Raw genomic sequence first — 13444 nt, 5'->3', positions numbered from 1 at the left:
TGTCGCAGCCCATGGGTAAACCGAGTAACTTGCCGCAGAAATGATCTTCCAGGCCGGCGCGAATAATCTGCTTGCCGTCAAACAGATATTCAGGACCAATGAAACCCACCACGGTATTGACCAGTAATGGATTAAACTTACGCGCAACCGCATAGGCACGCGCTTCACAGGTCTGCTGGTCAACACCATGATGGCCATTGGCTGACAGCGCGCTGCCCTGTCCGGTTTCAAAATACATGAGGTTATTACCCACGGTGCCGCGTTTTAATTCCAGTGCGGCCTGGTGCGCTTCATTGAGTATATTAAGGTTGACGCCAAAACCCTGGTTGGCCGCTTCGGTGCCAGCAATAGACTGAAAAACAAGGTCGACGGGAGCACCAAGCTCAATCGCTTCGATGGTATTAGTAATATGGGTTAACACACAGGACTGGGTGGGGATTTCATATTGCTGAATAACATCATCCATTAACTTCATCAGTTTAACCGCCTGCGCTACGCTGTCGGTTGCCGGGTTTATACCGATCACCGCATCACCATTGCCGTACATCAAACCATCAAAAAGTGAGGCTGCGATACCATTGACATCATCGGTCGGATGATTCGGCTGCAGGCGTGTTGAGAGGTGTCCGGACAAACCAATAGTGTTGCGAAATTGGCTGATCACGTGGCATTTTTTAGCCACCAGAATTAAATCTTGATTGCGCATTATTTTACTTACCGCCGCTGCCATCTCCGGAGTAATGCCCGAGCGAATTCGGGTCAGCTCGACTGCAGTGGTTGTTTCTTTTAACAGCCAATTACGAAAGTCGCCAACGGTTAAATGGGCGATTTCAGCGAAAGCGGCAGAATCATGTTCATCAATAATGAGGCGAGTGATTTCATCACTTTCGTAGGGAATAAGGGTTTCCTGAAGAAAATCCTTCAAGGGCAGATCTGCCAACAGCATTTGCGCCACCACGCGCTGCTCAGAGGAAAGTGCAGCAACCCCTGCAAGTTGATCTCCAGACCTTAAAGGAGAAGCTTTTGCCATCAGATCGGCAAGACTGGCAAATTGATAAACGTGGCCACCAAGCTGATAACGATATTTAGACATTTTAAATACCTCGAATATTAAATTGGGCGCAAAATTTGCAAAAAGAATATAAGTAAGTAAATGCGAAGATCATGCCAAGCGAATAGCGTCATTACGCAAACCTAAAAAACAATTTTAAAACAGATAGTTGGTTAAACCATGCCTCAAAGTGATGCATCAATATGGAGCACTAAAGCTAATGCCCTTTTCACAACAGCACAATAAGAGACATGCAATTGCACAGGAAAGGTGCAAGTCATTCACTTTTGATGTTAACCAGCAGGCTGAAAGCCTGGTTAAATGGGAGCAGCGCTATAACCAGCACAGCAGTGGCAGATTTAGCGGTTATTTGGATGAATTAAAATTAGGCGGGATACATCTTTTTGAAGAGTTTACAAACCAAACTCTGTTGCAGCAATGCTGCGTCAAAGAAAACAGTTTGTGGATTGGCTTTTCCCTTCAGCCGCAAAGGCCGAAAATAAATAATAATAACATTGTCGCCGGGCAGTTAATGATCAGGCCCTCGGAGGTGGATTTTGAGTTAATTACGCCGCAAGATTTTCATATTTTTGGATTGGTGCTGGATAAAGAAAGCCTAGAGAACGAAATGGTTGGACTGGATGTCGATCGATGGCAGAGTCAGGCAAATGAAATATTAGTTTCCGAGCCGAACCAATACGTTAGTTATGAACTGGCAAAATTAATTCAGCTACTGCTTGGCAATAACCATAATACTACTTTTCAAAATAGGCTGTCAGACGAAAAATTAAACAAGTTAATGCCGCTGGTGGTCTCTAGAATAGCCGATCTATTGGCACAAACAGAGTCCGGCTTTAAAGAAGTACAAGTGCTGCCTCAAACCAAGCAAAGAGTGATCAGCTCAGTGAGCCGCTACATTAAACAAAGTAATCGTTATCCGCTGACCATCACAGAGTTATGCAAAATAGCCCATGTCAGCCGCAGAGCGCTGCACTATTGCTTTGAGCAAGGACTCGGTGTTTCACCCATTCAGTATATAAGGGATTGCCGACTCAACGAGATAAGACGAATTTTATTAAAAGAGGAAACAGAGGTAAGCATTTCTGATTTGGCGCTTGATTTTGGTTTTTTTCATATCAGCACATTTAATGTGCATTACAAGCAGTTATTCGGGGAAACACCAACACAAACGATACAAAGATCAGCTAACTATCAAAATGCGATAATAAGTTATTCAAGGTAGACAAACAGGAGAAGAGATGATCATTGAGAACAGTTTTACCATTCTCAAAAGTATTTAGCGCTTTAAAGTAACGGGTCTTATACACAAGAGAAAATATACTCGCCTGCGATTAAACATTGACCGATATCTTTTAAACCGCTAGTTATAACCGCGAATAAACTCATCCGTTACAATATCTGTTAATGGCGCTTCATATGACCTATTAAGATTTTGTTGTTTCGGCTTATTTTCCCCACTACACTGCTTAAGTTGGCGGGATAAATGGTTAGTACAATCATTCAGCAGTTGGTCTTTAAACGTGCTGTTGATTATCTTTTTGCTCATGCTTTTTTGCTCCGTTGCTAATAAAATCTTTGTAGCCGGTATAAATATCGGTCATTTTTATGGCCCGCTACTGTGGTTAATTTATGTACCGTATTATTGCATTACTGTTACCTTATCATTGCATTATAAATTAATTAATGACTTATTTTTGATTTTAAAATGAGGTGTGGCTGAATAAACAAAATTTTTAATGGTTTTGTTGTCAGCACGGAGATTCGTTTGTGTCTTATCTGCTAAATATTTCGCTTACTAACTGCCGATTTAACAACAAACTATTCCAAGTCAGGCAAAGGGTCGCTATTAATACGGGGATTTTTGAGGTTAAAGCGCATTACCCAGGATAAAAGCCGATCCATAAGTTTGGCGGTTTGTGTTGTCGAGGTAAAAAACAAAAATCCCGAGATTGTCATTAATGCACTAATTAATGCTTAGAAAATTCATGCATTTAGAATTAGATTGCTACGCTTGGATAAGACAGCACAGCACAGATGTGACTTAAGTTGTTTTTTATCCAACCTTTGTTCACCACGCCCCAATCCGTTACCCGATACTCACCTCTTGCACCTGGCTCTAATGTCACCTCAATTTCGTGCAGGGCTTTGATAGTATCCTGTGCGGTTCTTCGCGGCATTCCCGTCGCAGCGATGATTTTAGGGACTGTATTAAAATCATTGTCAATCAAGTAGGCGACAAGCAATCGGCGCAAAAATGAAGTTTGGGTTTTACTGGGATTAATCGTCATGGTTTAACCTTTCGAAATTAAGAATATTTAACTCACCGCCACTTTGCGAAATTCACGGGGCAGTTGAGCGAGATAAGCGCAGTTTGTAAAGCGGTTCGAATGGACTGTTATATATTTGTCAGGCCGAAAGCCGCTTAAATTTAAAATACCTTGCCAAGCTTGCAGAACAAGGTATTGCTGACAACAGATCAACAACAGGCTACAAATTAATGGTACTCCAATGCACCGAGATCCGGACTCAATCCATTATAACTTAATGCAATGCCATCCCCCCGCTGCCAGGTCAGCGGTTTATTTAATATAATGGCTTGCCTGGCATAGTCTATTTTAACTATCGTAGCGGTCTTTTTATGCCCTTCAATTTGTACTGTATCACCCACTTCCCCGGGAATCGCAAAACCATCAAAAAAGTATTTAACATCCGCTAATTGTAATTGATTACCCGAACCTGACTGACTGATGACGGTACTTAAAAACGCTCCCTTATCAATCATCGGGCTTGTTGCTTGTAAACGATAATCATTTTTCGACTGATCTGCAAACAGTGGATCGGCAGCAATAGTTTGGACAAATTCAGCAACGCCAAAACGCAGATAATAACTCATTAACGAGTGACTTATTGGACTCCCCCAGATCCCCAGAACACCTTCATCAAAATTACTGGCAATATTATTATTAAAAAACTGCCCGCCTGACTTTCGGCCATTACCCAGCAGAATTTGTTTGCCATTTTTTTCTTTACACTGTGATGTTCCAAGTCCTTGATTATTCCAGAGGATATTATTTCGGTATTCGTTATCTGTCATTTTGTTAAGCGGTCTACCAATAGCGAGTGCGACACACCAGTTATCATGAAAAGTATTATTATAAATACGGTTAGCATAATTATAAGTCGCCTCGGTTGCATATGAAGCCATACCAATACCGGCATTCACCCGGTAAAAAACATTTCTGCGAATGATGCCGTTTTGCCCCGCATACTGAATTCCATTACCGCCACTGGTGGAGTAATAGCGTACCGAATCCCTGAATATATTGTTCTCAATCAGGTTGTGTTGTGAGCTGTCGAGAACGGCTTGCTGCTGGCCAAATTGACCATTACCGTGCCAATTCATGGTGCCTGATTCACAATCAAATACAGAGCCCAGTTTCTGATTTTTATTACTAAACTGATTGTCGCGGATAACATTAAAACTGCCGCATTTAATATTCCAAATATCATGTCCCGCAAGATCCATACGGTTACCGGCAACTAAATTATGGTCAGCATGGATAAGTGCAAGTGAATCGGTACCTTTATAAAAGAAGTTATTCACAATCCGGTTGTAATCACTAAAAGCAATATACAAACCACCCCGTTTACTTTTGCCTCTGCCGCCCCGCCATAGTGTCGACTCATAAAATTCACTATTAGTAATAATATTGTAATGGGCATTTAATAACCGCCCAAAACCAATTGAACCGCGCACATCAATACCGTTAATCAGAACATAGGAGACCTGATCAAGCCAGATAGCACCGTACTCTTCGCCGTTATCAACACTGTTTACGTTTAACAGGGTAACCTTTTCCTCGCGGTAAGCGGAATAACCGAGATAGGCATTAGCGCGCCCCGAACGAGTAACATGTAATACCTCGTTATAATCACCACCTCGAATGAGAAATAAAACCCCGGCTGCGGCGGCTTTTTGCGATGCAGCAATACTGTGAAATGCTAACCTGTCACCGCCGCCGCAGGTACGCGAAGCCGGACTGTAATCGCGGCAATCACGGTGCAGATTTGCATCTATATAGATAGACGAAGTAAAAGCAAAAGAATCCATGATTAATTGCGGCTCAATGACCGGCGAGGACGTACTAGGCGGGATTGCTGCCGTGCTGGATATCATCTTCAGGGCAGTAATATTATTCTTAGCAGCACAAGCGGAAATAAAAAATAACAGTAAATAAACAAGATTGTTAAACTTAATCATATTTCTACACATTTTATATTCCCTGCGATTTGCTTATCAATAAACAAACAAAACATTGTTAAATTTAATTCGGCCTGTTATTTTTAATCCGAATATAAAACCATCTTGACAGTAGCAGCAATGCCCGCTAATTACTAAAGCTGTACAGCTAATAGTAGAGGTTGATAAGTTCTTTGATAAAATTTAAATTCAGCAGGGTTAGGAAATGCAACAGGCTGTTGACTGGGCCTTTATTGCTCCTATACTCCGTTATTATTCGAGCGATTTTTCCTGAGCGCTGCTTTACTCTGCCCCCTTTGATTAGGAATAATCTGAAATAATGAAGAACGAAAAACGCGCACTGGGTTTAGGACTTGCGGCCGTACTGCTCTGGTCAACCGTCGCTGTCGCATTTAAGCTGACACTTCAGGAGTTTACTCCGATTCAAATGCTGACCGTAGCGAGCTTTGTCTCCGCGATTGCGTTAACGGCTATCTGCGCCGTGCAGGGCAAGCTTAATCAACTGCGTACCACTTTCTTTTCTAATCCTCGCGATTATCTGATTCTGGGGCTGATAAACCCGCTCGCCTATTACCTGATTCTCTTTAAAGCTTATGACTTACTGCCGGCATCGCAGGCTCAGCCTCTAAACTACAGCTGGGCAATTACGCTGACCTTAATGGCAGCGCTGTTTTTAGGGCAAAAAATTCGCCTGCAGGACTGGATTGCCTGTGCGCTGGGATACGCTGGTGTGGTTGTTATAGCTACTAAGGGAGATCTGCTCGCTTTGGAGTTTGATAGCCCTCTGGGAGTTATTCTGGCGCTTCTTTCAACGCTTATTTGGGCGGGATATTGGATTTTAAACGCAAAAAACAAAGCCGATCCGGTGGTCGGAGTGCTGCTCGGATTCTTAGTGGCTTTACCTTTTGCCGTTGCTCTATCTATTTATGAAGGCGCGCCCTGGCAGCAAAGTTTTCACGGTTGGTTGGCGGTCACCTACGTGGGTTTATTTGAAATGGGTATCACCTTCATACTGTGGTTATCTGCGCTTAAGGCCACGGACAATACGGGGCGGATCAGCACCCTGATTTTCATCTCCCCGTTCATTTCGCTGCTACTGCTTGCTTATATCATTGGAGAAACTATTCCGCCCTCAACCCTCATTGGCCTGGCGATGATCGTCAGCGGACTGATATTCCAACAGGTAATGAAACCATCTCAGATTGACCTTAAAATCGACAAGCAGTGATATCGATCGAAACAGCCCGATAAAATAAAAAACCGAAGACTCTTATTACCATTAACAGCCCGGTGTGTATTTATACCAAAAGAATTAATGAAGTGATCAATGATTGCGAAGTAAAAATCAGCACTAATAAGGCGTGAGTTGCAGGAGATAGTTGTTCTCACTTCAAAACTCACAACGCAATTAGAGATGATTTTAGCCAGCAAGGATGATCACCTTTTTAGTTCTTTTGGTATTAGTAAACATCCTCCAGATAACGCCCCTGCGCCTGCAGATCTTGTAATGTCATCTGCAGCGGTGAAATCACATGAGTAATTGCAGAGCCGACACTCTTACTCATCGCATGCCCGCCACACACCAGTATTTGTGCACCATCGCCAATTAATGCCTGTATTTTCGGCGCATCGGCAAGCACTTTATCCTGAACATAACAGCGCTCTTCACTGCGCGAAAATGCGGTGACTAACTGGGTTAAACGCTTATCCTGCAAATATTGCTCAAGCTCAGCCTGATAGAGAAAATCAGAGCGCGGATCCCGGCCTCCCCAATACAGGCGCATCGGATGACGGCTGTGATTATTTCTTATAAATCCGATCAGCGGCGCGATTCCCGTTCCAGCACCAATTAAAAGAATAGAGCTTTGCTCAAGGCGCGGACGAAAAGCCGGGTTCTGCCGAATAAATCCTTTAATGCAGTCGCCGACCTGCAGCTTATGAAGATAGCTGGAACAGAGCCCCTGTGAATGTTGATGCACACAAATTTCCAGCTGCCGATTTGTCGAGGCACTGGCCAGTGAATAAAAGCGTGCGCTGTCTGACTCGGTCGGTAAAATGCCGATCAGGTCGCCGGCGGAAAATTGTGGTAATCGGGGTTTACGACCTATCTTGTTAAAAAAAGTAGCGGGCTTTTCAATCGCCGGGATAAAACGCAGGACAGTAGTTGGCGCATTAACCTCGACGCCATAATCAACACGATCCGCGAGCTGCAATAATTTCGTATTACTATAAACCGGGCGGTAAATAAGCTCAATATTCAAGCCCATTAACGCTCCCACCACTTTTCCCCAGCGACTAAATGCCTAGCTTGACTGTTTATCAATAATGTCGATGGGCGTGAGGGGATTCCAGCCTTTGTTAAGCAAAGCAGCATTAACATCAAAGGCAAATTGACCATAACGCTGAAAGTTGCGATCGCCAAACCCTAATACGCAAAACTGGAAGTTAGGATTATCGGCAAAGCGCTTTATTTTATTCATAAACAGCTTCGCCGATGCGGGCGCACCACCGTCACCATAGGTTGAGGTTAAAATAAATAGCTGCTTGGCTTTAGGGTAAGCGCCGGCCATGTTATTCATGCTATTACTGTGCACGCGATAACCTGACAAACTCAGAGCATCATGCAGCGTTTTTGCAAATCCCCAGGTACTGTTAGTTTCACTGCCCACTAAAATCACTATATCGGCACCGTTGGCCGTGGCATTATTTTTAATTTTTATAATGCTGCGTCGACGTTTTATAAATATTTGCAGACCGGTCACTGCCAGCAGCGGAACAGTTAATGCAGCAAGACCCAGTGATAAAGCCAGCCACCAGAGCCCTTCTCCGGCGTGTAACATATAAATAAATTCATAAATCTTTTGCGCAGTTCCGTAAACTTGGTAAGAGAGCAACTCTCCGGTTGCCTGATCAATAAACCCCACCCCCTGGTCAGTACGCAGTGAATAAACATCAAGGCTGTCTCCCGGATAGGGATAAACCAGTTCGCGAAGATCCGTTAATGCTATCGCTTGTAATGCCGGTAGCGCGTCAACAGCGGCGGGTTTACCGCCATTAACGGTTTCCGGAAAGCCAGGGTCAACCTGCTGATAGACAGGTATCAGCTCGAAACGGCTCGCGGACATATAAGCGCCGCTAACGGCCGAAAGCATTAATCCCAGCACCGCAAAGCGCGAGAAGTGACCGTGCAGATCCTGCTTAATCGACCCCGGCATTTTTCCTAGCATAGACCCTGGCATAGTACCCGGTATAGTACCCGGTATAGTACCCGGTATAGTACCCGATATAGACCGGAAAATTTTCCGCCAGCCGCCTTGGCGACTACGCAGCATAAACAAGCCGGAAATACTCAAAATAACCATTAATAGCGCAGCGATACCACTGGCAGCACGCCCGGGAGTATCAAGCAGAAAAGAGCGGTGAAAATTTTTCACCCAGCGCTTAAAAGGAGAAAGAGAATAAGACGCTATTTTTTCTCCCGTAAAAGGATCAACAAGATCCGCACCCGCCTTATTTGCATCACTGTAATAAACGACAATGCTGCCCGAAGCCTTACGCTGCAGCTGTTCTGCATGGGGATAAAAACGGGCAATATTAGCCGCCACATCCGCCACACTAATTTGCTCTGTGCCGGATACCTTAGCCTGAGCACGATCCAGAGCAGGATTTATCGCCAAAATAGCGCCGCTGATGGCCAGCAGAACAACCAGAAAGCTGGCCGCCAAGCCTAAATATGAATGCAGTTTACGAAGCAAAATCAGATTCCTAAACTATTCATTAAAGGTATAAGTGAAATTTTCCACATAACCGCGACCGGATACCGCTTTGTCCGCTCCGGCACTACTAAGAGGCACGGCTACATCATTGCGATTTTCACGCATATCTTCAACGGCGCTATCCATGTGCAGCTGATACCCGGAATCGATCAGATTATCGGCAACTTCCACTGTCATAGTGAATGTCTCCCCTTTTTTCTTACTCGCCCCGGTTAAACCGTCGTACGAAAAAACTTTAGTACCGGCGCTGCGTGTCCAGCCTCTTAAATGTTTGTAGTATTTTGACTTCTTCCCGGCGACCCAGAGCGTATCCTGATAGTGACCGTTAGCATCGGTCAGATACAACACCAGATAAGCACCGCTTCCGCCATAGTTTGTTAGTTCAGTGGTAAATTTCATGGTGCGCGCCTGAGACGAGGCCGAAACAATAAATGATGAAACCAAAAATATTAACATTATCACTCTGTTCATTTAATAAGCTCCTGACTGCTTTTATTTTTTAACTTTTATGACAGGCAACAATTGCGCCTGATTGTGATTTTCCAAGAAATTTTCAATTTCCCTGGTACCGACAAACTCCATTTCAAGCGCTAAAATATCCAGTTCAGCAGGTCCGAATTTAGCCTCTATTTTATGCCCGTGATTATCTAATGCTTTCACTTCATAGCAGTGATCATCGACTCTGATGCGTTTAACCTGCCAGCCTTTTTGCTCTAGTTTATGGCGAAGTTGTTGCCGTGGTTGCCACTTGCCAAGAGGATCGTGGCATTCCACCTCAGCCTGAGCCACAGCACTACACAGAGATAATACGGTAAGGATTTTTAACCCTTTTTTATTCATCTAAAACTGTCCTCGGCTAACTTATTTTGTTAATTTAAAATATTGTTTTTTAACAGCTCAAATACCTGCGTGCTGCAGAGAAAGAACTTAAAAAGATGATTAACAATAAACAGATTATATTTGAGGTTACTTAACGTAAGCTTAGTAAAGGTCGGTTTGCAGAAGAAAGGCAGAAACAGAGTCAAATTAGATAGGGAAACTAACCTCAGCAAATAAAGCACAGCATCAAGTCTTTAAACTTGAGCCTGCGGCTTGTGATATTAATATTTATGCGGGTAGAGTATTATTATTTTTTAATGCGATGATTTAAAAAGGCTATAAATGTATGAATGTATTTCCTGTTCTTACTGCATTTTCTTTTTCTTCCTATAAATACGCCAGTAATAAACGGAGTGACATTTTATAATGAACGAATTATATCCTGAGATTGAGCCCTTTAATGACTTCCTTCTGGACGTTGGCCAACAGCACCAGCTCTACGTAGAGCAGTGTGGTAACGTTAACGGCCAGGCTGTTATTTTTATTCACGGCGGGCCTGGAGCGGGTTGCTCCGTGAATGACCGACGATTTTTCGATCCTGAAAAATATCATATTATTTTATTTGATCAACGAGGTTGTGGACGATCGAACCCCTACGGCAGTTTAGCAGACAATACTACCGCACAGTTGGTGGCTGATATTGAGCAAATACGCAAACATCTGCACCTTGAACAATGCCATATATTTGGCGGTTCATGGGGATCAACCTTAGCTTTGGTCTATGCTCAGACTCATCCTGAACAGGTGCGAAGTTTGGTGCTGAGAGGAATATTTTTAGGACGGCCGCAGGATACTGACTGGACTTTTGCTGGCGGTGGTGGCTCGCGTATTTTTGCGGATTATTGGCAGGAATATTTAGAAGCCCTGCCCTTGACGGCACTTGAGCAGCATAATCATGTCAAAGTAGCTTACGATATTATGACTGGCAAGGACCAAAATGCCGCTGAAAAAGTAGCACAGGCCTGGGCTAAATGGGAAATGCGTTGCTGTACTCTAGAGCCCAATGATGAATTTTTCAGGGCAGCAACTTCCGATGATAGTTGCTGGACGCTAGCACGTCATGAAGCCCATTATATGGTCAATAAGTGCTTCTTAACCGATAATCAAATTTTGAACAATTGTGACAAAATAGCGTCTATTCCGACCGTGATTGTTCATGGCCGTTATGACATCGTTTGCCCCTTTGATAACGCCTGGCTTTTGCATCAACAACTGCCTAACGCCCAATTAGTGATCAGTAAAAGCGCAGGTCATGCCTCGGCTGAACCCGAAACCAGGCATCACTTAGTCAATGCCACCAATGATATGCTGCAGTTATTACGTTAAAAATATGCTCTTGGCTATTTACACAGTTAAGCTCACAACCTCCAGCTTAACTGCGTATTTACCTTTAAGATAATTAGAGAACTTTACTTAAGAATTGTTGTGTTCTCTCTCGCTGAGGATTATCCAAAACCTGATCGGGAGATCCCATCTCTTCAATCAATCCTTCATGAAAAAATGCAACTTTATCAGAGACTTCTTTCGCAAAAGATATCTCATGAGTAACACAAATCATGGTCATACCATCATCACGAAGCAATCTTAAGGTATCCAACACTTCACCGACGAGTTCAGGGTCAAGTGCCGAAGTCACCTCATCAAATAACATATAAGCCGGCTCCATTGCTAATGCTCTCGCAATGGCGAGTCGTTGCTGTTGTCCTCCAGACATTCGGGTTGGATACTGATCAAGTTTATCACCAAGGCCAACGTGCTCTAGTTCTTTTCTAGCAATTTCTTCTGCTTCTTTTTTAGTAAATCCTTTTACAATCCGCGGAGCAAGCGCCGCATTTTCCAAGACGGTTAAATGAGGAAAAGAATTCCACTGTTGAAATACCATTCCCAAATTTTGTCTTAGTTTATTTTTATCTGTTTTTTTGCTATGGACATCTATGCCATCAACGATAATCTGGCCACTATTTATCTTCTCAATGGCATTAATACAATATAAAAGTGTAGATTTGCCACTACCGCTGGCTCCGATGATGCTAACAACTTCACCGCTGTTGACCTCTAAATCAATCCCTTTTAAAACTTCCAAATCTCCAAAAGATTTATGAACGCCTTTGATTTCTATCATATTTCCATTTTCCTTTCTATATGTTTACCGTAACGCGACAAGGGGTATGAGATTATAAAATAAAACAACCCTATTCCTATCAGTATCATAAGTGGTTCTTGTGTCCTTGATATCAACTGCTCTCCGGTTCTAAGTAATTCCATATATCCAATCACTGAAACAAGTGCAGAGTCTTTGATAACACTAAGCGCGACACCAATCCAAGATGGGAAAACGGCTCTCATTCCTATCGGCATCCTGATGTACCATACTGTTTGCAGGTAACTCATACCCAGCGATCTTGACGCTGTTCTCATGGAATCTGGAACACTATTGAATCCACTTCTAAAAACTTCACTCATAAATGACATTGTATAAAGAGACAATATAATTGAGCCGGCAATAAAAGGGGATAGTGGGTGTCCCATAGCACCAATAAAAGTACTAAAAAGGATAAGTTGAATGATAAGTGGTACCGATCTTAGAATATCTAAAAACCCACCTAAAAGAACATTGACATATTTATTTGATTCTGCTCTCAAAAATCCGATTAATAGCCCTAAAATTGTTCCGAAAATTATCGCAACGACAGAGATAGAGATGGTATTTAAAATACCGGTTAAGATAAAGCCTGAATCATTCCAGGATAAAGGAGTAAATAAATTCATTATGAAAGATCCCCTTTAAAAACTTTTTTTGCAATCAAACCGGATGCCAACAACACCAATTTTGTTATTACAAAGTACATCGCTGCTGCTACCATGAAAAACTCTAATGTTCTAAATGAGGTAGATTGCAGCCTTTGCGTCTCGCCTGAAAGCTCATTCATACCAACAAGTATGCCAAGAGAGCTCATCAATATTGACCAAACAAATTGATTTGTCATCGGATGATAAATCCTTCTAAACATTTGTGGCAATATCACATAGCGATAAACTTTAAAGCTGCCCATTCCTAGTGATTTTGCCGCACTGTATTGAGTCGTCGGGATTGACTGAAAACCACCCCTGAATGTTTCTGCCAGGTATCCTGCATTGATAAAGACTAACGCAGAAAAAACCGAAAAATAGGGACTGAGATGAATGCCATAGGCACCCAGACCAAAGTACGCCATGTAGATCAGAAAAAGTGCCGGTAAATTTCTTGCTGTCTCTATCCAAATATTGGCAAGATGATAAAAACTTTTCGTACTTGACATCTTCCCTAGCGCTAATAATACCGCAATAACTATTCCGAAAAGCATAGATAAAACAGATACATGTATGGTTGTAAATGCGCCACTTAAAAGTTGCGGAAAGGCGTCAAATACAACATTCCAATGAAATTCATAATTGTCCATATGTCCTCTTTATAAG

Annotated in this window: 14 protein-coding genes; 3 read left to right on the top strand and 11 right to left on the bottom strand. The window is 42.8% G+C overall.

Translation table 11 applies throughout. The features are described from left to right. A partial coding sequence (locus ACJAZP_RS13585; protein WP_415231283.1) for an ethanolamine ammonia-lyase subunit EutB occupies window positions 1-1093 on the bottom strand: 1093 nt, incomplete at its 3' end. A 178-nt stretch (window positions 1094-1271) separates the two neighbouring features. Here ACJAZP_RS13585 and ACJAZP_RS13580 point away from each other — a divergent pair. After that, window positions 1272-2294 (top strand): helix-turn-helix domain-containing protein, encoded by a 1023-nt coding sequence (locus tag ACJAZP_RS13580; RefSeq protein WP_415231282.1) that lies wholly within the window; start codon window positions 1272-1274, stop codon window positions 2292-2294. A gap of 138 nt (window positions 2295-2432) precedes the next feature. Here the strand turns inward: ACJAZP_RS13580 and ACJAZP_RS13575 are convergent, their stop codons facing one another. The 3 genes from ACJAZP_RS13575 to ACJAZP_RS13565 form a co-directional block, all read right to left on the bottom strand. Further along, the gene (locus tag ACJAZP_RS13575; protein WP_415231281.1) at window positions 2433-2618 is read right to left on the bottom strand and encodes a hypothetical protein; all 186 of its coding nucleotides are present in this window, start codon (window positions 2616-2618) and stop codon (window positions 2433-2435) included. Between the two features lie 451 nt (window positions 2619-3069). Then, window positions 3070-3360, bottom strand: a complete 291-nt coding sequence (locus tag ACJAZP_RS13570; protein WP_415231280.1) for a helix-turn-helix domain-containing protein — start codon at window positions 3358-3360, stop codon at window positions 3070-3072. 206 nt (window positions 3361-3566) lie between these two features. After that, window positions 3567-5345 (bottom strand): right-handed parallel beta-helix repeat-containing protein, encoded by a 1779-nt coding sequence (locus ACJAZP_RS13565; RefSeq protein WP_415231279.1) that lies wholly within the window; start codon window positions 5343-5345, stop codon window positions 3567-3569. 307 nt (window positions 5346-5652) lie between these two features. Here ACJAZP_RS13565 and ACJAZP_RS13560 point away from each other — a divergent pair, with 307 nt between their 5' ends. After that, window positions 5653-6561: a DMT family transporter gene (locus ACJAZP_RS13560; protein ID WP_415231278.1), complete on the top strand. Its 909-nt coding sequence runs from the start codon at window positions 5653-5655 to the stop codon at window positions 6559-6561. Window positions 6562-6793: 232 nt separating this feature from the next. On the opposite strand, the gene ACJAZP_RS13555 is transcribed toward ACJAZP_RS13560, so the two are convergent. The 4 genes from ACJAZP_RS13555 to ACJAZP_RS13540 are packed head-to-tail and all read right to left on the bottom strand — an operon-like array spanning window position 6794 to window position 9949. Beyond that, window positions 6794-7600: a hypothetical protein gene (locus ACJAZP_RS13555; RefSeq protein ID WP_415231277.1), complete on the bottom strand. Its 807-nt coding sequence runs from the start codon at window positions 7598-7600 to the stop codon at window positions 6794-6796. A 36-nt stretch (window positions 7601-7636) separates the two neighbouring features. Next, complete coding sequence (locus ACJAZP_RS13550) at window positions 7637-9088, bottom strand: PepSY domain-containing protein (protein WP_415231276.1); 1452 nt, start codon at window positions 9086-9088, stop codon at window positions 7637-7639. A gap of 15 nt (window positions 9089-9103) precedes the next feature. Then, window positions 9104-9580: a DUF2271 domain-containing protein gene (locus ACJAZP_RS13545; protein ID WP_415231275.1), complete on the bottom strand. Its 477-nt coding sequence runs from the start codon at window positions 9578-9580 to the stop codon at window positions 9104-9106. 21 nt (window positions 9581-9601) lie between these two features. After that, window positions 9602-9949, bottom strand: coding sequence for a PepSY domain-containing protein (locus tag ACJAZP_RS13540; RefSeq protein WP_415231274.1), 348 nt, complete (start codon window positions 9947-9949; stop codon window positions 9602-9604). 405 nt (window positions 9950-10354) lie between these two features. Between ACJAZP_RS13540 and pip the strand changes: the two genes are divergently transcribed. Next, window positions 10355-11314 carry a prolyl aminopeptidase gene (gene pip, locus ACJAZP_RS13535; RefSeq protein ID WP_415231273.1) on the top strand — a complete coding sequence of 320 codons (960 nt, stop codon included), beginning with the start codon at window positions 10355-10357 and terminating at the stop codon, window positions 11312-11314. A 73-nt stretch (window positions 11315-11387) separates the two neighbouring features. Here the strand turns inward: pip and ACJAZP_RS13530 are convergent, their stop codons facing one another. From ACJAZP_RS13530 to ACJAZP_RS13520, 3 genes are read right to left on the bottom strand one after another with little or no spacing between them, the layout of a single operon-like run. After that, the gene (locus ACJAZP_RS13530) at window positions 11388-12110 is read right to left on the bottom strand and encodes an amino acid ABC transporter ATP-binding protein (RefSeq protein ID WP_415231272.1); all 723 of its coding nucleotides are present in this window, start codon (window positions 12108-12110) and stop codon (window positions 11388-11390) included. After that, window positions 12107-12757: an amino acid ABC transporter permease gene (locus ACJAZP_RS13525; protein ID WP_415231271.1), complete on the bottom strand. Its 651-nt coding sequence runs from the start codon at window positions 12755-12757 to the stop codon at window positions 12107-12109. The genes ACJAZP_RS13530 and ACJAZP_RS13525 overlap by 4 nt, the downstream gene beginning before the upstream one ends. Next, window positions 12757-13428, bottom strand: a complete 672-nt coding sequence (locus tag ACJAZP_RS13520; RefSeq protein ID WP_415231270.1) for an amino acid ABC transporter permease — start codon at window positions 13426-13428, stop codon at window positions 12757-12759. Before ACJAZP_RS13520 ends, ACJAZP_RS13525 begins: the two co-directional genes overlap by 1 nt. Window positions 13429-13444 lie beyond the last annotated feature (16 nt).

Origin of the sequence: Psychromonas sp. (assembly GCF_047632955.1) — a bacterium.
GTDB lineage: Bacteria > Pseudomonadota > Gammaproteobacteria > Enterobacterales > Psychromonadaceae > Psychromonas.
Note: the sequence above shows the minus strand (reverse complement) of the source record. Positions and strands in the feature narration are given on the sequence as shown.

What these genes read in the sequence shown, in the direction of transcription:
- ACJAZP_RS13580 (WP_415231282.1), top strand. Translation starts at nt 1,272, where the DNA reads ATGCCCTTTTCACAACAGCACAATAAGAGACATGCAATTGCACAGGAA.
- ACJAZP_RS13570 (WP_415231280.1), bottom strand. Translation starts at nt 3,360, where the DNA reads ATGACGATTAATCCCAGTAAAACCCAAACTTCATTTTTGCGCCGATTG.
- ACJAZP_RS13530 (WP_415231272.1), bottom strand. Translation starts at nt 12,110, where the DNA reads ATGATAGAAATCAAAGGCGTTCATAAATCTTTTGGAGATTTGGAAGTT.
- pip (WP_415231273.1), top strand. Translation starts at nt 10,355, where the DNA reads ATGAACGAATTATATCCTGAGATTGAGCCCTTTAATGACTTCCTTCTG.
- ACJAZP_RS13540 (WP_415231274.1), bottom strand. Translation starts at nt 9,949, where the DNA reads ATGAATAAAAAAGGGTTAAAAATCCTTACCGTATTATCTCTGTGTAGT.
- ACJAZP_RS13575 (WP_415231281.1), bottom strand. Translation starts at nt 2,618, where the DNA reads ATGAGCAAAAAGATAATCAACAGCACGTTTAAAGACCAACTGCTGAAT.
- ACJAZP_RS13565 (WP_415231279.1), bottom strand. Translation starts at nt 5,345, where the DNA reads ATGTGTAGAAATATGATTAAGTTTAACAATCTTGTTTATTTACTGTTA.
- ACJAZP_RS13520 (WP_415231270.1), bottom strand. Translation starts at nt 13,428, where the DNA reads ATGGACAATTATGAATTTCATTGGAATGTTGTATTTGACGCCTTTCCG.
- ACJAZP_RS13525 (WP_415231271.1), bottom strand. Translation starts at nt 12,757, where the DNA reads ATGAATTTATTTACTCCTTTATCCTGGAATGATTCAGGCTTTATCTTA.
- ACJAZP_RS13555 (WP_415231277.1), bottom strand. Translation starts at nt 7,600, where the DNA reads ATGGGCTTGAATATTGAGCTTATTTACCGCCCGGTTTATAGTAATACG.
- ACJAZP_RS13560 (WP_415231278.1), top strand. Translation starts at nt 5,653, where the DNA reads ATGAAGAACGAAAAACGCGCACTGGGTTTAGGACTTGCGGCCGTACTG.
- ACJAZP_RS13545 (WP_415231275.1), bottom strand. Translation starts at nt 9,580, where the DNA reads ATGAACAGAGTGATAATGTTAATATTTTTGGTTTCATCATTTATTGTT.